Origin of the sequence: Streptomyces sp. CB03234, from assembly GCF_001905885.1 — a bacterium.
Taxonomy (GTDB): Bacteria; Actinomycetota; Actinomycetes; order Streptomycetales; family Streptomycetaceae; genus Streptomyces.
On the sequence record NZ_LIYH01000003.1, the window covers coordinates 142979 to 160992 of the forward strand.

General features: G+C 71.6%; 16 protein-coding genes and 1 pseudogene. 8 read left to right on the forward strand and 9 right to left on the reverse strand.

Going from position 1 to position 18014, the window contains the following annotated elements; translation table 11 throughout:
• The 3 genes from AMK26_RS13845 to pssA all read left to right on the forward strand — a co-directional run bounded on the left by AMK26_RS13845 (position 1) and on the right by pssA (position 2877).
• Positions 1-1206: an acyl-CoA dehydrogenase family protein gene (locus tag AMK26_RS13845; protein WP_073754923.1), complete on the forward strand. Its 1206-nt coding sequence runs from the start codon at positions 1-3 to the stop codon at positions 1204-1206.
• 167 nt (positions 1207-1373) lie between these two features.
• Complete coding sequence (locus AMK26_RS13850) at positions 1374-2021, forward strand: phosphatidylserine decarboxylase (RefSeq protein ID WP_073754924.1); 648 nt, start codon at positions 1374-1376, stop codon at positions 2019-2021.
• The gene (gene pssA, locus AMK26_RS13855; protein WP_073754925.1) at positions 2014-2877 is read left to right on the forward strand and encodes a CDP-diacylglycerol--serine O-phosphatidyltransferase; all 864 of its coding nucleotides are present in this window, start codon (positions 2014-2016) and stop codon (positions 2875-2877) included. Before AMK26_RS13850 ends, pssA begins: the two co-directional genes overlap by 8 nt.
• Positions 2878-2939: 62 nt before the next feature.
• On the opposite strand, the gene AMK26_RS13860 is transcribed toward pssA, so the two are convergent.
• From AMK26_RS13860 to AMK26_RS13885, 6 genes are all read right to left on the reverse strand, one after another.
• The gene (locus tag AMK26_RS13860) at positions 2940-3485 is read right to left on the reverse strand and encodes a GNAT family N-acetyltransferase (protein WP_073754926.1); all 546 of its coding nucleotides are present in this window, start codon (positions 3483-3485) and stop codon (positions 2940-2942) included.
• A 76-nt stretch (positions 3486-3561) separates the two neighbouring features.
• The gene (locus AMK26_RS13865) at positions 3562-4833 is read right to left on the reverse strand and encodes an ABC transporter substrate-binding protein (protein WP_073754927.1); all 1272 of its coding nucleotides are present in this window, start codon (positions 4831-4833) and stop codon (positions 3562-3564) included.
• A complete protein-coding gene (locus AMK26_RS13870) occupies positions 4830-5900 on the reverse strand; it encodes a branched-chain amino acid ABC transporter permease (RefSeq protein WP_073754928.1) in 1071 nt (356 codons plus the stop codon). The genes AMK26_RS13865 and AMK26_RS13870 overlap by 4 nt, the downstream gene beginning before the upstream one ends.
• A complete protein-coding gene (locus tag AMK26_RS13875; RefSeq protein ID WP_073754929.1) occupies positions 5893-6783 on the reverse strand; it encodes a branched-chain amino acid ABC transporter permease in 891 nt (296 codons plus the stop codon). Before AMK26_RS13875 ends, AMK26_RS13870 begins: the two co-directional genes overlap by 8 nt.
• Positions 6780-7550: an ABC transporter ATP-binding protein gene (locus AMK26_RS13880; protein WP_073754930.1), complete on the reverse strand. Its 771-nt coding sequence runs from the start codon at positions 7548-7550 to the stop codon at positions 6780-6782. Before AMK26_RS13880 ends, AMK26_RS13875 begins: the two co-directional genes overlap by 4 nt.
• Positions 7547-8347: an ABC transporter ATP-binding protein gene (locus AMK26_RS13885; protein WP_073755494.1), complete on the reverse strand. Its 801-nt coding sequence runs from the start codon at positions 8345-8347 to the stop codon at positions 7547-7549. The genes AMK26_RS13880 and AMK26_RS13885 overlap by 4 nt, the downstream gene beginning before the upstream one ends.
• Before the next feature lie 182 nt (positions 8348-8529).
• Here AMK26_RS13885 and AMK26_RS36150 point away from each other — a divergent pair, with 182 nt between their 5' ends.
• A complete protein-coding gene (locus tag AMK26_RS36150) occupies positions 8530-9726 on the forward strand; it encodes a PucR family transcriptional regulator (protein ID WP_073754931.1) in 1197 nt (398 codons plus the stop codon).
• Between the two features lie 51 nt (positions 9727-9777).
• Here the strand turns inward: AMK26_RS36150 and AMK26_RS38535 are convergent.
• Both AMK26_RS38535 and AMK26_RS13900 read right to left on the reverse strand, forming a co-directional pair.
• Positions 9778-9921 (reverse strand): annotated as a pseudogene (locus tag AMK26_RS38535) (endo-1,4-beta-xylanase); the annotation flags it as partial.
• Between the two features lie 158 nt (positions 9922-10079).
• Positions 10080-11102: a LacI family DNA-binding transcriptional regulator gene (locus AMK26_RS13900; protein WP_073754932.1), complete on the reverse strand. Its 1023-nt coding sequence runs from the start codon at positions 11100-11102 to the stop codon at positions 10080-10082.
• Between the two features lie 141 nt (positions 11103-11243).
• Here AMK26_RS13900 and AMK26_RS13905 point away from each other — a divergent pair, with 141 nt between their 5' ends.
• The 4 genes from AMK26_RS13905 to AMK26_RS13920 are packed head-to-tail and all read left to right on the forward strand — an operon-like array spanning position 11244 to position 16696.
• A complete protein-coding gene (locus tag AMK26_RS13905) occupies positions 11244-12560 on the forward strand; it encodes an ABC transporter substrate-binding protein (protein WP_073754933.1) in 1317 nt (438 codons plus the stop codon).
• Position 12561: 1 nt separating this feature from the next.
• Positions 12562-13473 carry a carbohydrate ABC transporter permease gene (locus AMK26_RS13910; RefSeq protein ID WP_073754934.1) on the forward strand — a complete coding sequence of 304 codons (912 nt, stop codon included), beginning with the start codon at positions 12562-12564 and terminating at the stop codon, positions 13471-13473.
• On the forward strand, positions 13470-14321 hold the full coding sequence (locus AMK26_RS13915) for a carbohydrate ABC transporter permease (protein ID WP_073754935.1): 852 nt from the start codon (positions 13470-13472) through the stop codon (positions 14319-14321). Before AMK26_RS13910 ends, AMK26_RS13915 begins: the two co-directional genes overlap by 4 nt.
• The gene (locus AMK26_RS13920) at positions 14318-16696 is read left to right on the forward strand and encodes a glycoside hydrolase family 3 N-terminal domain-containing protein (RefSeq protein ID WP_073754936.1); all 2379 of its coding nucleotides are present in this window, start codon (positions 14318-14320) and stop codon (positions 16694-16696) included. Before AMK26_RS13915 ends, AMK26_RS13920 begins: the two co-directional genes overlap by 4 nt.
• A gap of 73 nt (positions 16697-16769) precedes the next feature.
• Here the strand turns inward: AMK26_RS13920 and AMK26_RS13925 are convergent, their stop codons facing one another.
• Positions 16770-17924 (reverse strand): glycerate kinase, encoded by a 1155-nt coding sequence (locus tag AMK26_RS13925; RefSeq protein WP_073754937.1) that lies wholly within the window; start codon positions 17922-17924, stop codon positions 16770-16772.
• Positions 17925-18014 lie beyond the last annotated feature (90 nt).

Sequence of the window (18014 nt, forward strand, 5' to 3'; positions counted from 1 at the left end):
ATGGCCCGACTCGCGCAGACCCACGGTCTGACGGACGTCCAGCAGGAGATCCTGTCCACGGTCCGGGAATTCGTCGACAAGGAGATCATTCCGGTCGCGACCGAGCTGGAGCACCGCGACGAGTACCCGCAGGACATCGTCGACGGGCTGAAGGAGCTGGGCGTCTTCGGTCTGATGATCCCGGAGGAGTACGGGGGTCTGGGCGAGTCCCTCCTCACGTACGCGCTGTGCGTGGAGGAGATCGCGCGCGGCTGGATGTCCGTGTCGGGCATCATCAACACCCACTTCATCGTCGCGTACATGCTCAAGCAGCACGGCACGCAGGAGCAGAAGGACACCTTCCTGCCCCGGATGGCGGCCGGCGAGGTGCGGGGCGCGTTCTCGATGTCGGAGCCGGCCCTCGGTTCGGATGTGTCCGCGATCACATCCAAGGCGGTCAAGGACGGCGACGAGTACGTCCTGAACGGTCAGAAGATGTGGCTGACGAACGGTGGTACGTCAACACTCGTCGCCGTTCTCGTCCGAAGTGACGAAGGACACCCGGAGGGCACCGCCCCCCACAAGTCGATGACGACCTTCCTGGTGGAGAAGGAGCCCGGCTTCGGAGAGGTCCGGCCCGGCCTGACCATCCCCGGGAAGATCGACAAGATGGGCTACAAGGGCGTCGACACCACCGAACTCATCATGGACGGACTGCGCATTCCGGCCAATCGGGTGCTCGGCGGGGTCACCGGCCGAGGGTTTTACCAAATGATGGACGGCGTCGAGGTCGGCCGCGTGAATGTAGCGGCACGTGGTTGCGGCGTGGCGCAGCGTGCGTTTGAGCTGGGCGTCTCGTATGCCCAGCAACGTCACACTTTCGGTAAGCCGATCGCCCAGCACCAGGCCATCCAGTTCAAACTGGCCGAGATGGCTACCAAGGTGGAGGCCGCCCATGCCATGATGGTCAACGCAGCACGCAAAAAGGACTCCGGGGAGCGAAACGACCTGGAAGCAGGGATGGCGAAGTACCTCGCCTCCGAATACTGCAAGGAGGTCGTCGAGGACGCCTTCCGTATCCATGGCGGCTACGGGTTCTCGAAGGAGTACGAAATCGAGCGTCTCTACCGAGAGGCGCCGATGCTGCTCATCGGCGAAGGTACCGCCGAGATCCAGAAAATGATCATTGGGCGTCGGTTGCTCGAGGAGTACCGATTCCAGGGGTGATTGTCGCTTTTGAGCCGGTTTGGCCGCGAAGAAGATCACACCCTGTCATCGTCTTCCGGCCGCCGACTCGGCTTCTGGCTTGCCCAGTTGCGGCCCGCAACCGATAGCATCGCCGAAAAGCCGCCGTCCCCCGCATCCGCGCGGCATCACCGCTACGAAGGTCATCCATGCCCCACAGCCAAACCTCTGCACCTCGCGGCCGCGTCCGCATCGCACGCGGAGCATCGCCGTGGCTTCTGCCGACCGTCGCCACCGCTGCACTCAGTCTTGCCCGCTCGCGCCGTTCCAAGCGTGCCGCGGCCATCGCTGTGCCCACCACCGCCCTGGCGGCGGGCATGCTGTGGTTCTTCCGCGACCCCGAGCGCGAGATCGCGCAGGGCAGGGTCATCTCGCCCGCAGACGGGGTGGTGCAGAGCATCATGCCGTGGAAGGACGGACGGACCCGGGTCGCCATCTTCATGAGCCCGCTGAACGTCCACGTCAACCGCGCCCCGCTGGCGGGCACGGTGACGTCCGTCGAGCACGTCCCTGGTGGGTTCGTGCCGGCGTTCAACAAGGAGAGCGAGAACAACGAGCGCGTTGTCTGGCACTTCGACACCGAGCTCGGCGACATCGAGATGGTGCAGATCGCGGGTGCGGTCGCCCGTCGCATCGTGCCGTACATCCCCCAGGGGACCAAGGTCGAGCAGGGCGAGCGCATCGGTCTGATCCGCTTCGGATCGCGCGTTGACATCTACCTTCCGGAAGGTGTCGACGTCGCTGTCGAGGTCGGTCAGACCACGACCGCGGGGGTGACTCGAATTGACCGTGATTGATCCTGACACACGGGCCGACTGGGTCGCCGACGCCGAGGCGGACGTCGCCGAGGAAGCCGAGGAGATGCCGCTGTCGCTGCGCCTGTCAATAGCGGACACGCTGACGCTGGGCAACGCCACCTGCGGCTTCATGGCGGTGTACTTCACCACCACCGGCATCCTGATCCCGCACCTCACGGGCAGCGACGAGACCGGCATGGCGCGGCACTCCGCCGCGACCGCCGTGATCCTCATGCTCTGCGCGGCGGTCTTCGACCTCTTCGACGGGCTCGTGGCGCGCAAGCTGCGCAGCTCGCCGATGGGCGCGGAGCTCGACAACCTGTCGGACCTGATCAGCTTCGGTCTGGCCCCGGCGTACTTCGTGCTGGTGTACGGGATGGTCGCGGACGACGCGCACCAGCGGGTCTCCGCGGTGGCGGCCATCGTGGTGCTGCTGGCGGTGGTGCTACGGCTCGCCAGATTCAGCTGCGTGACCATGAAGGACGGCATGTTCCAGGGCATGCCGTCCCCGTTCGGCGCGCTGACGGTCGTCTCGATCGTGCTGCTGGAGCTGCCGTTCATCCCGACGCTGCTGGCGATCATCGGTACGGCGTGGCTGATGGTGAGCCGCGTCGAGTACCCGAAGCCGCGGGGCGTCCTCGCGGTGGCGATGCTCAGCTGGATCGTCGGGGCGATGGGCCTGCTGGCGGCGTGGGCGTTCGACGCCCCGGGCGGCCAGCTGCTGCTCCAGACCGGCTGCGCGCTGCAGGTGGTGCTGGGCGCGGTGATCCCCCTGTTCGCGACGGCCCGGCGGGTGAACACCTTCCGCGACAACCGCCGCGAGAGCCGCGAGGCGCGGGCGGCGCAGTTGCCGTAGCGGTACGTACGGATACGGGTGAGGGCCCGGAGCGGTGAATCCGCTCCGGGCCCTCACCCATGTCAGGGACCGGTCGCTCGGGCGCCGGCCAGCTCCTTGTAGTAGTACGTCGTGGGGTGCGGGCTGCCGGCCGGGGTGAGGGCGTAGCCGGGGACCGAGCCTGCCCGGGTCCAGCCCGCCGAGCGGTAGAGGGACTCGGCCGGGCTGCCGGTCTCGGTGTCCAGGACGAGGAGGGTCAGGCCCTCGTCGAGGGCCGCGCGTTCGGCCGTGGCCAGGAGGCGGCGGCCCAGGCCACGTCCACGGGCGGTGCGGTGGACGAGGAGCTTGGCGATGTCGGCGCGGTGGGGCTGGTTCGGCATGGTGGCCCGGATGAGGGTGATCACGCCGGAGAGGGCGCCGTCGTCGCCGTACGAGGCCCAGACATGCCGTACGCCCCGCTCGGCCTCCTCGGCGACCCCCTGCCACCAGGAGGCCGCCTCGGCGTGGCCGAGCGGGGCGAGAAAGCCCACGGAGGCGCCGCTGTCGACGGCGTCCACCAGCAGGGCGGCGAGCCCGTCGGGCGCGTGGGCTCGGATCTGCGGCGCGGTGAGGCGCTTGATGTCGCTCATGATCAGAGCGTGGCACGGGGGCGCTCCGGCGCGGTGACGGGCCCCCCGTCGCTCCGCCCGTCGGTGTTGCCGTCGGTCAGCCGCCCGGTGTGAAGGCCTTCGCCGCGTCGGAGACCTCAGGCCCGCGCACCACCCGCGCGCCGCCCGTGACGGACTTGTCGGGCTGGTAGATCACGCTCTGCCGCGACGACGGCGCCTTCGGGTCGGAGAAGTCGTGGGTCATACCGAAGCCCCCGTCCAGGGCGTTCAGCGTCCGCAGCGCCTTGCCGACGCCCTCGCGGGTGAGGTCCTTGTCCGCGCACGCCTTTTTCATGGCCTCGCCGAAGACCTCGGCGGCCGACCAGCCGGCGACGACGCCGTTGTCGAGGGCGTCCTTCGGGTAGGCGGCGCGGTAGTCCGCGACGAGCTTCTTCGCGGCCGGGGCGTCGGCGCCGATGGGCAGGCTCGGCGTGGCCACGTAGTACATCTTCTCCAGCGCCGGTCCGGCCTGGGTGGCCAGCAGCTGCGGGGAGTACGCGGAGTTGTTGCCGATGACCGGCACGGTGAGCTTCACCGCGGCCGCCACGCCGACGAGCGAGGCCGCCTGGCGCGGGCCCGCGCTCAGCACGATCGCCTTCACCCCGGCCTGCTTGAGCGCGGCGACCTGCGCCGACATGTCGTTGTCGGTCGGCTTGATCTTCTGCTCGACGACCGTGACACCGGCCTTCTCGGCCGCGTACTTCGAGCCCGTCAGCGCGTTCTCGCCGTAGTCGCCCTCGAAGTAGACGTGGCCGAGCTTGTCGCCCTTCCTCAGGCCCTTCTCCTTCAGCAGGAAGTCGACGGCGTTGATGGTCTCGATGTCGTACGTGGTGCCGATGACCCGGATGTACGGGCTGCCGAGCAGCGACGCCGACCAGGCCTGCGGCATCACCAGGCCCTTGTCCTGGCCGTCGACCCGCTGCTTGACGGCGGCGACGAACGGCGAGCCGATGAACTGGGGGAAGCCCAGCACCTTCGGCTCCAGTTCGGTGTACCCGGCGAGCGCCTTCTGCGGGTCGTAGCCGTGGTCACGGACCGTCAGCTCCACGGTGCGGCCGCAGACGCCGCCTTTCGCGTTGAGCTGCTTGACGTACAGCTGCTGGGCCTGGGTGACGCTCTTGCCGAGGGTGGCGTACACGCCGGTCATGTCGGTCAGGACGCCCAGTCGGATCGCCTTGGCGTCGACGCCCTGGCCGGTCTTCACCCCGTCGGCGCCGGCCGCACCGTCCTGGTCGGTCTTCGCCTTGGAGCTGCAGCCCGCGGCCCCGACCGTCAGCGTGACGAGCGCGGTGAGGGCGGCGGCGAGCCGCCGGTGCCTGGATATGGTCATCGTTCCTCCGCTGAGGTGCGTGCGATACGTCGGGGACGCCGGGCGGCCAGGCGGACCAGGCCTCCGGGCAGGAAGAGCACCACCGCCACGACGGCGGCGCCGTACAGGTAGCGCGACGCCTCGCCCGGGGCGATACCGCCCGTGCCGGGGGCGGAGACGAGGGGCAGCGCGTCGCTGTACCGGTTGAGGATCTGCGGCAGCAGGGAGACGAAGACGCCCCCGACCACCGCGCCCGCCACCGAGCCCAGACCGCCGATGACGATCATGGCGAGGTACTCGAGGGAGAGCAGCATGCCGAAGTACTCCGGCACGGTCCGCTGGAACACCAGCGCGAGCAGCACGCCGGCGAGACCGGCGTACATCGAGGAGAGCACGAAGGCGGCCGCGCGGTAGCGGGCCACCGGGATGCCCAGCACCCCGGCCGCGATCCGGTGGTCCCGGATGGCGTTCAGGGCGCGGCCGGGCCGGCCGCGCAGCACGCCCCGCGCGAAGAGGGCGGAGGCGACGAGCAGGGCGAGGCCCAGGTACCAGAGCTTCTCTGCGGCGCCGAACGGCACGGCTGCGATCAGCAGCTCGCTCTCGTCGAAGGTGACGCCGAGGAGGGAGAGCGGCGGGACGGCGCGGCCGTTGAAGCCGCCGGTGAGGTCGTGGGCGTTGAACAGCACGTGCTGGCCGATGAAGATCAGCGCGAGGGTGGCGATGCCGAGGTACGCGCCGCGCAGCCGCCCCGCGATGGGGCTGAACAGGCCGCCCGCCGCGCCTGCCAGCGCCACCGCGCCGACGGCGGCGAGCCAGCCGGGCAGGCCGAGGCCGGTCAGCCCGTCGCTGCCGTCCCCGGCGAGCGCGCAGTAGCCGTACGCGCCGACGGCGAGGAAGAAGGCGTGGCCCATGGAGAGCTGTCCGGTGGAGCCGGTCAGCAGGTTGATGCCGATGGCGCCGATGGCGGCGGCCATGGCGAACAGCCCGGCCTGGAGCCAGAACCGTTCCAGGTAGAAGGGCAGGGCGAGGAGGAGGACCACGCCGAGCCCGTACGCGTACGTACGGGGGCGGGTGAACGTCTCAGACACGGGCCAGCTCCTTCGTACCGAAGAGCCCCGCGGGCCGGATCAGCAGGACCGCGACCATGACCAGGTAGGGCGCCAGGTCGCCGATGCCCCGGCCGAGGAAGGCGAGGTCGCTCTGGTAGCCGGTGGCGAGGGACTCGGTGATGCCGACGAGGAGTCCGCCGACGAGCGCGCCGGTCGTGGAGTCCAGCCCGCCGAGGATGGCGGCCGGGAAGGCCTTGAGGGCGGCGACGGAGGTGGAGCGTTCCAGTCCGGGCGTCGGGAAGACCGTCAGGAAGAGGGCCGCGACGGCCGCGAGGCCCCCGGCGACGGCCCACGCGCCGAGCGAGACCCGCCCGAGCCGTACCCCCATCAGGGCGGCCGTGGACGGGCTCTCGGCGGCGGCGCGCATGGCGACGCCCCAGGCGGTGAACCGGAAGACGAGCAGGAACACGGTGATGAGGAGCGCGGCGGCGAGGAACGCGGCGATGCGCGTCTGGGCGATGGTGATCGTGCCGATGGTCACCACCGCGTCGCCCCAGGGGTCGCCGAGGGTGAGCACGTCCGTACCGATGCGTCGGGTCAGCTCGGTGATGAGCAAAATGTCCACGCCGATCGTGACGATGGCGAGGACGCTGTGGTCCGAGCCACGGTGACGGCGCATCACCAGGAACTCGACCGCCGCGCCGACGAGCGCGGCGCCCGCGATCCCGGCGGCCAGGGCGGGCCAGAAGCCGATGTCGTCGTGGAGGACGGCGGTGACGTACCCGCCCGCGAGGAGGAGGGAGGCGTGGGCGAAGTTGACGACCTCGGTGGCGCGGAAGATGATCACGAAGCCGAGGGCGATGAGGGCGTAGACGGAGCCAAGGGATATGCCATTGAGGAGGAGTTCGGCGAAGGTGGTCACTCGGCTGCCTCCTCTCCGAGATAGGCGCGGACGACCGCGGGGTCGTTCTGTACGTCGGTGGGGGCGCCGTCCGCGATACGGCGGCCGAAGTCGAGGACGGTGACGGAGTCGGCGAGCCGCATCACCACGCCCATGTCGTGTTCGACGAGGACGATGGAGATGCCGAGGCTGTCGCGGACGCCCGCGATGACGGCGGCGGTGCGGCGGCGCTCGTCGGCGGTCATGCCGGCGACGGGTTCGTCGAGGAGGAGCAGGGTCGGCTCCATGCACAGGGCGCGGGCCAGTTCGGCCAGCTTCTGCTGCCCGTACGGGAGGGAGGCGGCCGGGTGGTCCAGCTTGTCGGCGAGGCCCACGAAGTCGGCGATCTCGCGGACGCGGGCGCGGTGGCGGGCCTCCTCGCGGGTGGCGGACGGCAGGCGCAGCCCGGTGGCGAGGAAGCCGGCGCGGGTGAGGCGGTGGCGGCCGAGCATCAGGGCGTCGGCGAGGGTGGCGTGGGGCGGCAGGGCGAGGTTCTGGAAGATGCGGGCGACGCCGAGGGCGGCGATGCGGTGCGGGGGCAGGCCGGTCAGCTCGTGGTCGCCGAAGCGGACGCTGCCGGAGGTGGCGCGGTAGACGCCGGACAGGACGTTGAAGGTGGTGGACTTGCCGGCGCCGTTGGGGCCGATGACGGCGTGGACGGTGCCGGGGTTCACGGTGAAGCTGACGCCGTCGAGGGCGGTGAGTCCGGCGAAGCGTACGGTCAGGTCGCGCACGTCGAGGGTGGTCATGCCTGTGCCTCCCAGCGGGCCAGCTGCGGGACCTCGGCCGGGGAGGCGTCCTCGGCGGCCTGTTCGTCGACGACGCCCAGGTAGCGGCGGCGTACCTCGTCGGAGGCGGCGAGCTCGGCGGCGGGGCCTTCGATGGTGACCTCGCCGACTTCCAGGACGTACGCGTGCGTGGCGAGGCGCAGCGCGAGGGCGGCGTTCTGCTCGACGAGGAGGACGGAGGTGCCCTGGGCGTGGATCTCGCGGATGGTGTCGGCGATCCGGGCGGCCATCAGCGGGGCGAGGCCCAGGGACGGCTCGTCGAGCAGGAGGAGGCGCGGGGATGCCATCAGGGCGCGGGCGACGGCGAGCATCTGCTGTTCGCCGCCGGAGAGGAGGCCGGCGCGCTGGCGGGCGCGTTCGGCGAGGACGGGGAACAGCTCGTGGACGCGCTTCAGCGCGGCGGCCTTTCCGGTACGGGCGGCGGTGAGGGCGCCCGCACGGAGGTTGTCCTCGACGGTCATGCGGGCGAAGACCTGGCGGCCCTCGGGTACGTGGCAGAGCCCGGCCGCGACGACCCGGTCGGGCGGCAGGGTGTGCAGCGGGCGGCCGGCGAAGGTGACGGTGCCGGCGGTGGCGGCGCCGCCGTGGAAGGAGAGTGTGCGCGACAGGGCGCGCAGCAGGGTGGACTTGCCGGCGCCGTTGCCGCCGAGGACGGCTACGACCGCGCCGTCCGGTACGTCCAGCGATACGTCGCGCAGTGCCCGTACCTTGCCGTACCCGGCTGTCAGACCCCGCACCCGCAGGGCGGCAGCGCTCATGGATTTCCCCTCGTCGGTGTGTTCGATCGCGCTCACCCCAGCACCGGGGCGGGAATCCCGTCCACGCTCGTGGCCGGAATCGCTGCCGTTGCCCAGCGGGCGCGGAGGCCGGTTGTGCACGCGCACAACAGTGCGCGTCAGGGGCATGCCGGATGGGGTGCGGAGGTGGCATCCTCCCGGCCATGGGAGTCCGCAGACCGCGTACAGGCGATGACTGGAAACTGCTCGCGCAGGCGTGTACGGCGCTGCTGGAGCGGCTGCCCGAGCTGGTGGACGAGCACGTGCGGGAACTGCACGAGTACTCCCCCGCGTACGGCCGGGTCATCGGCTACGACCAGCACTGGCAGGAGGCGCGGGAGGCGATGCGGATCGGCATCGAGACGATCACGGCGCCGCCCGCGTCACCGCGCCGCGACCTGGAGCACGCGGAGTGGCTGGGGCGGCGGCGTGCGGAGCAGGGCCTGCCGCTGGAGCTGGTCGTGCGCGCCTACCGGATGGCGGGGCACCTGGTGTGGGACGCGCTGCTGGAGGACGCGGGCGCGGACGCGCGGCGGCTGGCCGCGCTGCTGCAGGCCGCGACGATGGTGTGGTCGGCGGTGGACGCGCAGGCCGACACGGCGTCGGAGGCGTACCGGGTGACGGAGCTGGAGCTGCGGCGTCGTACCGACGAGCAGTTGCAGGCGCTGCTGGACGCGCTGCTGGACGGCGGCCGGTCGCCGGAGGTCTCGGCGCGGGCGGCGGCGGGCCTGGACCTGCCGGAGCGCGGGCGGTACGCGGTGGTGGTGCTGCGCAGCGAGCGGCGGGACGTGGCGCACCGGCGGCTGGCGGGGGCGGGGCTGCGGTTCATCTGGCGGATGCGGACCGACTGCGAGATCGGTGTGGTGTCGCTGGACGAGGGTACGGGGCTCGACGCGCTGGCGGAGCTCATGGAGGGGCGGTGCCGGGGCCCGGGCGGCATCAGCCCCGTGGTGGTGGGCCTGACGGAGCTGGGCGCGGCGCGGCGGCTGGCGGAGCTGGCGCTGCGTACGTGTCCGGCGGACGCCCCGGCGATCGTGCGCCTGGACCGCCGGATGCCGGGCGCGCTGGTGGTCGGCCAGCCGGAGCTGGGCTCGCTGCTGGTCTCGGAGGTTCTGGGCGCCCTGCTGGACCTGGACCCGGCCGACCGGGCGGTGCTCCTGGAGACCCTGGACGTCTGGCTGGACTGCGAGGGCTCGGCGGGGCGGGCGGCGAGCCGCCTGTACTGCCACCGGAACACGGTCTTCAACCGCTTGCGCCGGCTGGAGCAGCTCACCTCCCGCTCGCTGTCCCGGCCACGGGACCTGACGGAGATGACCCTCGCGCTGGACGCCTTCCGCCTGACGGCGGGTCAGGGGGCGTGACCCCTGACCGAAGCTCGTGGAAGCCCCGACGGCCAGGCTGCCGTTGCCGTTGCCGTTCGGCCTCATCGTCCTGACGTTTCCGCTGCTGTCCCAGCCGGGTGTGCCGTTCCAGGTCGCGGAGATCTCCTGCGGAGGCGTCACGGTGACGGTGACGGTCCACGTGCTGATCGGGGCGCTGCCCGCCGTCACGGTCACCGTGCCGTTGAAGCGGTCGCTCCACTCCGCCGACCGTTCTCAACCTTTCGAAACTTTCGGAAACTTCTTCGAGTGCCGGCGAGACCATAGGGTCGACCCCATGGGTGGTCAACCGCTCGCGCGGAGCGCGAGCGGGAGCGGTTCGGGGGTGTGGTCCGTCAGTGGCCCGGCGGGGGCGCGGTGCTCTGGCGTACCACCAGCTTGGTGGCCAGCTCCATGCGCAGCGCGGGCCTGCCCGGGTCCTGGGGGCGCAGCAGCATGCGGGCCGCCTCCTCGGCCATCTGCCGCAGCGGCTGGTGGACGGTCGTCAGCGCCGGGCTCGACCACTGGGCGAGCGGGACGTCGTCGTACCCCACCACGGAAAGGTCACGGGGGACGCTCAGTCCCTTCAGGCGCGCCGCCTCCAGGACGCCGAGGGCCTGCAGGTCGCTGCCGGCGAAGACGGCGGTGGGCCGGTCCGGGCCGTCGAGCAGGTCCATGGCGTGCGAGAAGCCTCCCTGGACGTGGAAGTCGCCGAACCGTACGAACCGGGGGTCGGGGTCCAGGCCCGCCATGGCCATGGCGGAGCGGTAGCCGTCGAGCCGGGCCAGGGAGCACATCATGTCCTCGGGACCGGTGATGATCGCGATGCGCTCGTGCCCGGAGTCGATGAGGTGGCGGGTGGCCGCCATGCCGCCGGCCCAGTTGGCCGAGCCGACGGAGGGCACGTCCGGCTCGGGGTCGCCCGCCGGGTCGATGATGACGAACGGGATGGCGCGGGAGCGGAGTTGCCTCTTCACCCGGTCCGGCAGGGTGGAGAAGACGAGGACGACCCCGAGCGGGCGGCGCCGCAGCACCCCGTCGACCCAGTCGGGGCCGGGGGCGTGACGGGTTCCGCTCTCGGTCAGCACCACACTGGCGTGGTTCTCCTTCGCGACGTTCTCGACGCCGCGGATGAGCTCCATCGCCCAGACGCTCTCCAGCTCGTGGAAGACCAGCTCGATCAGGGGCGCCTGGGGCGTGCCGTGCGCACGGCGTCGGTAGCCGTGGGCCTCCAGCAGCCCCTCGACCTTGGCCCGGGTCGGCCGGGAGACGTCGGAACGGCCGTTGAGGACTTTCGAAACTGTCGAGAGGGAGACACCGGCCTGCGTGGCCACCTCCGCGAGGGTCACCCGGCCGTCCGCCACGTCGTCTTCACGCATGCACGAAGGATAGGTCACGACCCTGGTAACGGTTTGATCGCGCCGCCGCATGCCCGTTGACCCTTCGTCAGCGCTCCCCATACTGTCCGGAGCTGCGGCAATTTCGGCACATAGATCGAAACTTTCGAAGAATGGACGACGATGAAGATACGTGCGCGGTATCCCCGCATGCTCGCCTGCGGCGCGGCCCTCGCCCTGACGCTGGGCCTCGCGGCCTGCGGTGGCGGTGGCGCCGGCGGGAGCGGACGGGCCTCGTCGGGCGAGGACGAGATCCACGTCCTCGTCTACGGAGACGCCACCAACAAGGTCGAGCAGCAGCTCGTCGACACCTTCAACCGGACCTCGAAGGTCAAGGTCGTCCTGGACACCATCCCGGGCGCCGACTACCAGCAGAAGCTCCAGACCGTCATCAACACCCCGCAGGCCCCGGACGTCTTCTTCAACTGGGGCGGCGGCAGCATCCAGCCGTACGTCGAGGCGGGCCTGCTGATGCCGCTGGACGGCTTCATCAAGAAGGACCCGGGCCTGAAGTCCCACTTCCTGCCGTCGGTCTTCAACACCGCCGTCATCGACGGCACGCCCTACGGCGTACCGATGCGCGGCACCCAGCCGGTGCTGCTGTTCCACAACAAGAAGGTGCTGGCCGACGCGGGCGTGACACCGCCGAGGACCTGGGAGGAGCTGCTCGCCGCCGTCGAGGCCCTCAAGGCGGAGGGCGTCACGCCCATCGCGCTCGGCGGTGGCGACAAGTGGCCCACGCTGATGTGGTTCCAGTACCTGTACGACCGCGTCGCCGGCCCCGAGCTGTTCCAGAAGGCGCTCGACGGCGACAAGAGCGCCTGGGAGAGCGCGGACAGCCGCAAGGCCCTGGGCATGATCAAGGAGCTGATCGACGCGGGAGCCTTCGGCACCAACGCCGACTCGGTGAAGTTCACCGACGGCGGCTCGCCCGCGCTCCTGGCCAGCGGCAAGGCCGGCTTCGAGCTGATGGGGTCGTGGGCGTACGCCACCCAGCAGGAGGCCGACGCCGAGTTCGCCGCCAAGGACCTCGGCTACACCGCCTTCCCGACGGTCGCGGGCGGCAAGGGCGACCCCGCCAACCTCGTCGGCAACACCAACAACTTCTACTCGGTGCTGAAGAAGACCCGACACCCCGACACCGTGGCCGAGTTCCTGAAGCTCATGTACTCCGACCGGTTCGTCCAGCAGCAGCTGGCCATCGGGAACCTGCCCACGACCACGAACACCGAGAAGTTCCTGGACACGGCGGCGAACCCGGCGTACTCCCGCTTCCAGTTCGACCTGGTCAAGAAGGCCCCCGCCTTCCAGCTCTCCTGGGACCAGTCCTACCCGCCGGCCGCCATCACGCCCATCCACCAGGCGGTGCAGCGGTTCTTCAACGGACAGACCGATACGGATGGCTTCATCGAGGCCATGCAGGCCCTCCCCACCGCCTGACATGACGACACAGACGACACGGGCCCGTTCCGCCGGCGCGACTCACGTCGGCCGCCCGGGATTCGCCTGGGCGATCCCCGCCACGGTGTTCTTCGCCCTCTTCGCGATCGCCCCGCTGATCATGGTCGCCGTGCTGTCGTTCATGAGCTGGAACGGCCTCGGCTCACCCGCCTTCGTGGGCCTGGACAACTGGACCCGGGTCTTCGACGACCCCGTCATGATCGAGAGCATCTGGCTGAGCCTGCTGCTCACCGTGCTCGGCGTGGCCCTCCAGACACCGCTGAGCATCCTGCTCGGCGTCTGGGCCGCCGGCCGGCAGCGCAACCGCGCGGTGCTCTCCGCCATCTACTTCGTCCCGCTCCTGCTGTCCTCCACCGCGGTGTCCGTGCTGTGGCGGGGACTGCTCGACCCCAACTTCGGGGTGCCCTCCGAGATCACCTGGCTGTTCGGTGACGGCAACCTCTTCGGCGAGCAGGCGACCGCCATCGGGGTGCTGGCCTTCGTCAGCACCTGGCAGTTCACCCCGTTCCACACCCTGCTCTACCAGGGCGCCGCCAGGGCCATCCCCCCGGTGCTCCACCAGGCCGCGGAGATCGACGGCGCCGGGCGGTACCGGCGGTTCTTCCACATCACCCTGCCGCAGCTGCGCAACGCCGTCATCACCTCGACGATCCTGATGGTCGTCGGCGGGCTCACCACCTTCGAGACCGTCCTCATCCTCACCCAGGGCGGGCCTGGGACGGACACCACCATCACCGCGTTCTACATGTACCAAAAGGCCTTCAAGGGCTTCGACTTCGGAGCCGGCGCCGCCATCGCCCTGGTGCTGGTCGCCGCGGCGACGGTCGTCTCGCTGATCGTGGTGCGCGTCTCCGGCTACGACAAGATGCGCAGCGCCATGGAGGGGCTGTGAGGAGACGACCGTCCGGGGCGAGGTCCGCGACCGGGCGCCGCCCCCACTACCTCGCCGGCGCCGGCTCGCTCGTCTGGCTGTTCCTGGTCGGCCTGCCGCTGTACGTGATGCTCGCCGCGAGCGTCCGGTCCCGGTCGGACTACGCCCGGCGCGGCCCGCTCGCCTTCCCGGAGAGCGTCACCTCCGACAACTACACCGGGGCCTTCACCAGCGGGTTCGGGCAGTACTTCGTCAACACCGTGATCGTCACGGTGTGCGTCGTCGCCCTGGTGCTGGTGCTCGTACCGCCGCTGGCCTTCGCGATCGTACGCAGCCGCTCCCGGCTCCTGTCGGGGGTCTTCCGGCTCTTCCTGCTGGGCCTGGCCATTCCGGCACAGGCCGTGATCGTCCCGATGTTCTACCTGATCAGCCAGGCGGGCCTGTACGACAACCTCATCGGCGTCGTCCTGCCCACCGCCGCCTTCTGCCTGCCGGTCTCCACGCTGATCCTCAGCGGCACCATGCGGGACATCTCACCCGAGCTGTACGAGGCCATGGCCATGGACGGCGCCCCGCCGCGGCAGATCTTCTTCCGGCTCGTCCTGCCCCTGTCCAGGGGCGGACTGTCGACGATCACGGTGTTCTCCGCACTCCAGGCGTGGAACGGCTTCCTGTTCCCCCTCGTCCTGACCCAGTCCGAATCCACCAAACTGATCACCCTGGGTCTCTACAACTTCCAAACCGAGCACGGGATCGACATCCCCGGGCTGCTGGCAGCCGTGGTGCTGTCCACGATGCCCGTCCTGCTCGTCTACCTGTTCGCCCGCCGCGCCCTGGTCCAGGGCCTCATGGGCGTCGGAGGAAAGTGACCGCCAACGTGTCAGCAGTCGAGACAACCCCCGTCACCCCCATCTGGAACGACCCCGCGTACGACATCGGCACCCGCGTCCGGGCCCTGATCGCCGCCATGACCACCGAGGAGAAGGTCGCCCAGCTCGTGGGCGTCTGGGTGGGCGCGTCGGACGAGGGCGGTGAAGTGGCCCCCCACCAGCACGACATGGAGGACGCCGTCGACCTCGACGCCCTCCTGCCGCACGGACTGGGGCAGTTGACGCGCCCGTTCGGCACCGCCCCCGTCGACCCCGCGCTCGGCGCGCTGTCCCTGCTGCGTACGCAGGCCCGTATCGTCGCCGCCAACCGCTTCGGCATCCCCGCCCTGGCCCACGAGGAGTGCCTGGCCGGCTTCGCCACCTGGAAGGCGACCGCCTACCCCGTACCGCTGTCCTGGGGAGCGACCTTCGACCCCGCGCTGGTACGCCGCATGGCGGCGGCCATCGGGCGGGACATGCGGTCCGTCGGCGTGCACCAGGGCCTCGCCCCCGTCCTGGACGTGGTGCGCGACGCCCGCTGGGGCCGCGTCGAGGAGACCATCGGCGAGGACCCGTACCTCGTCGGCACCGTCGCCACCGCGTACGTCCAGGGCCTGGAGTCCGCCGGGATCGTCGCGACCCTCAAGCACTTCGCCGGGTACTCCGCCTCCCGCGCCGGGCGCAACCTCGCACCCGTCTCCATGGGCGCGCGCGAACGCGCCGACGTCATCCTCCCGCCGTTCGAGATGGCCCTGCGCGAAGGCGGTGCCCGGTCCGTCATGGCCGCCTACACCGACACCGACGGAGTGCCCGCGACGGCCGACGACGAGCTGCTGACGGGCCTGCTCCGCGACACCTGGGGGTTCGACGGCACGGTCGTCTCCGACTACTTCGGCATCGCCTTCCTCCGGACGCTGCACGGCGTGGCGGGCGACTGGGCCGAGGCCGCCGGGGCCGCGCTGCGGGCGGGGGTCGACGTCGAACTGCCCACGCTGAAGACCTTCGGGGAACCGCTGCTGGAGGCCCTGTCCACCGGACGGGTCCCCGAAGCCCTCGTCGACCGGGCCGTACACCGCGTCCTCGCGCAGAAGGCTCACCTCGGGCTGCTCGACGCGGACTTCAGTCCCGTGCCCGCGGCGCTGGCCGGGGCGGAAGACCTCGACGACCCGGCGGCGCTGCGCGGCACGGTCGATCTGGACACGGACGCCAACCGCGCGCTGGCGCGGCAGGCCGCCGAGCAGGCGATCGTGCTCCTCAGCAACGACGGCACCCTGCCGCTCGCGCGGCCGCGCACCCTCGCCCTCGTGGGCCCGAACGCCGACGAGCCGACGGCCGTCCTCGGCTGCTACTCCTTCCCCGTCCACGTCGGCGGCCACCACCCGGGGGTCCCGGCCGGGATCGCCCTGCCGACGCTGCGGGAGGCCCTGGAGCGGGAGTTCCCCGGCACCCGGATCGTCACCGCGCGCGGCGCGGACGTCGACGGGGACGACACCTCCGGCTTCGCCGAGGCGCTACGGCTGGCCCGGAGCGCCGATGTCGTGGTCGCCGCGCTGGGCGACCGGGCCGGTCTCTTCGGCCGCGGCACCAGCGGCGAGGGGTGCGACGCCGAGTCCCTCGCGCTCCCCGGCGTACAGCGGGCGCTGCTGGACGCGCTGCTGGACACCGGTACGCCGGTGGTGGCGGCCCTGCTGGCGGGACGGCCCTACGCGCTCGGCCGGGCCGTGGACGAGGCGGCGGCGATCGTGCAGGCCTTCTTCCCCGGGGCGGAGGGCACCGGGGCCCTGGCGGGCGTGCTGAGCGGGCGGACGAACCCCTCGGGCCGGCTGCCGGTCGGCGTGCCGCGCGGCGCCGGCGCGCAGCCCGCCACCTATCTGGCGGCGCCCCTGGCCCAGGCGGGCGAGGTGTCCAGCGTCGACCCGACCGCCGCCTTCGCGTTCGGACACGGCCTGTCGTACACGTCCTTCTCCTGGAGCGATCTCGCCGTGGAGACCGAGGAGAGCGGTACGGACGGGGCCTTCCGGCTCGCGTTCTCGGTGCGCAACACCGGGGAACGGGAGGGCACCGAGGTGGTGCAGGTGTACCTGCACGACCCGGTGGCCTCGGTGGTCCAGCCGGTGCAGCGCCTCATCGGCTACCGGCGGGTGGCGCTGCGGCCGGGTGCGTCGTGCCGGCTGACGGTCACCGTCCCGGCGGACGTCGCCTCGTTCACCGGCCGCGACGGGCGGCGCGTCGTGGAGCCCGGCCGGCTGGAGCTGCGCCTGGCCGCGTCCAGCGCCGATACGCGCCTCACCGCGAGCGTGCTGCTGACCGGCCGGGCCCGGTACGTGGACCACACGCGGCGGTTCCACGTGGAGTGGGCGGAGGACGCCGGGTGACCGCCGGCGGAAAAGGCGCGCCGCCCGGCCCTTGGTGGGCGGGGCGGCGCGTCCCAGGACGTCGTCCCGGGCGTTACGACAGGAAGTCGCGGGCGATGTTCGCCGCCTGGCGCTCCAGCAGCGGGCCCGCCTCGGCCATGCACTTCGCCGGGTCCGGCTCCAGCTCCGTCAGGGCGTAGGCGCGGCGGATGCCCGCCTTGCCCAGCGCCTCGGGCTGCAGGGCCAGGCGGCCGCAGACCGCGACCACCTCGATGCCCGCCGCACGGGCCGCTGCCGCGACACCGGCGGGGGCCTTGCCGTGCAGGGTCTGCTCGTCGAGGGAGCCCTCGCCGGTGATGACCAGCGTGGCGCGGGACAGGGCCGGGGCGAAGCCCAGGACGTCCAGCATGACCTCGATGCCGGGGCGGAAGCTCGCGCCGAGGGCGACCAGCGCCCCGTACCCGATGCCGCCCGCCGCACCGGCGCCCGGCGAGGCGGCCAGCTCGGTGGCCTTGGGGCCGATCGCGTCGGCGAGGACGGAGGCGAAGTGGCCCAGGGCGGCGTCCAGCTCCGCGACGTCCTCCGCAGAGGCGCCCTTCTGCGGCCCGTACACCGCCGGTGCGCCCTTCGGGCCGGTCAGCGGGTTGTCGACGTCGCTGGCGAGGACCAGGTCCACCTCCTGGAAGCGGGCGTCGAGGCCCGACAGGTCGGCGGTGGCGAGGTCCTTCAGGCCCCCGCCGCCCGGGCCGACGGGCTCGCCGTCCTTGTCCAGGAACCGGGCGCCCAGCGCGGCCAGCATCCCGGCGCCGCCGTCCGTGGTCGCGCTGCCGCCCACGCCGAAGACGATGGTGCGCGCGCCCGCGTCCAGCGCGGCGCGCAACAGCTCGCCGGAGCCGTACGTGGTGGACGTCAGCGGCGCGAAGACGCCGTCGGGAAGCAGCTGGAGGCCCGACGCCTCCGCCATCTCCACCACGGCCGTCCCGTCGCGCAGCGCGTACGCGGCGGTCACCGGCGCGCCGAGCGGGCCGGTCACCCGTACCTCACGCCGTTCGAACCCGGCCGCCACCGCGGCGGCGACCGTGCCGTCGCCACCGTCGGCCACGGGCAGGGTCTCCACCTCGAGCCCGGGGACGACATGCCGGAGCCCGGCCGTCACCCGCTCCGCGACCTGTACGGCCGTGAGCGAACCTTTGAACTTGTCAGCCGCGACGAGCACGCGCGCGGCCTCAGTTACTGCTCCGTCCGTCACCCTTGCATCCCTTGCTATCGAACAGGCAGTCGCGCCGACGCCGACCCTATCCGGAGGGTGAGACACTGTGCCACCCCTGTCCGGCGTACG

Excerpts from the sequence above, each read along its gene's own strand:
- AMK26_RS13845 (WP_073754923.1), top strand. The coding sequence starts at position 1 with ATGGCCCGACTCGCGCAGACCCACGGTCTGACGGACGTCCAGCAGGAG.
- AMK26_RS13850 (WP_073754924.1), top strand. The coding sequence starts at position 1,374 with ATGCCCCACAGCCAAACCTCTGCACCTCGCGGCCGCGTCCGCATCGCA.
- AMK26_RS13910 (WP_073754934.1), top strand. The coding sequence starts at position 12,562 with ATGACGACACAGACGACACGGGCCCGTTCCGCCGGCGCGACTCACGTC.
- AMK26_RS13885 (WP_073755494.1), bottom strand. The coding sequence starts at position 8,347 with ATGAGCGCTGCCGCCCTGCGGGTGCGGGGTCTGACAGCCGGGTACGGC.
- AMK26_RS13860 (WP_073754926.1), bottom strand. The coding sequence starts at position 3,485 with ATGAGCGACATCAAGCGCCTCACCGCGCCGCAGATCCGAGCCCACGCG.
- AMK26_RS13900 (WP_073754932.1), bottom strand. The coding sequence starts at position 11,102 with ATGCGTGAAGACGACGTGGCGGACGGCCGGGTGACCCTCGCGGAGGTG.
- AMK26_RS13865 (WP_073754927.1), bottom strand. The coding sequence starts at position 4,833 with ATGACCATATCCAGGCACCGGCGGCTCGCCGCCGCCCTCACCGCGCTC.
- AMK26_RS13905 (WP_073754933.1), top strand. The coding sequence starts at position 11,244 with ATGAAGATACGTGCGCGGTATCCCCGCATGCTCGCCTGCGGCGCGGCC.
- AMK26_RS13880 (WP_073754930.1), bottom strand. The coding sequence starts at position 7,550 with ATGACCACCCTCGACGTGCGCGACCTGACCGTACGCTTCGCCGGACTC.
- AMK26_RS36150 (WP_073754931.1), top strand. The coding sequence starts at position 8,530 with ATGGGAGTCCGCAGACCGCGTACAGGCGATGACTGGAAACTGCTCGCG.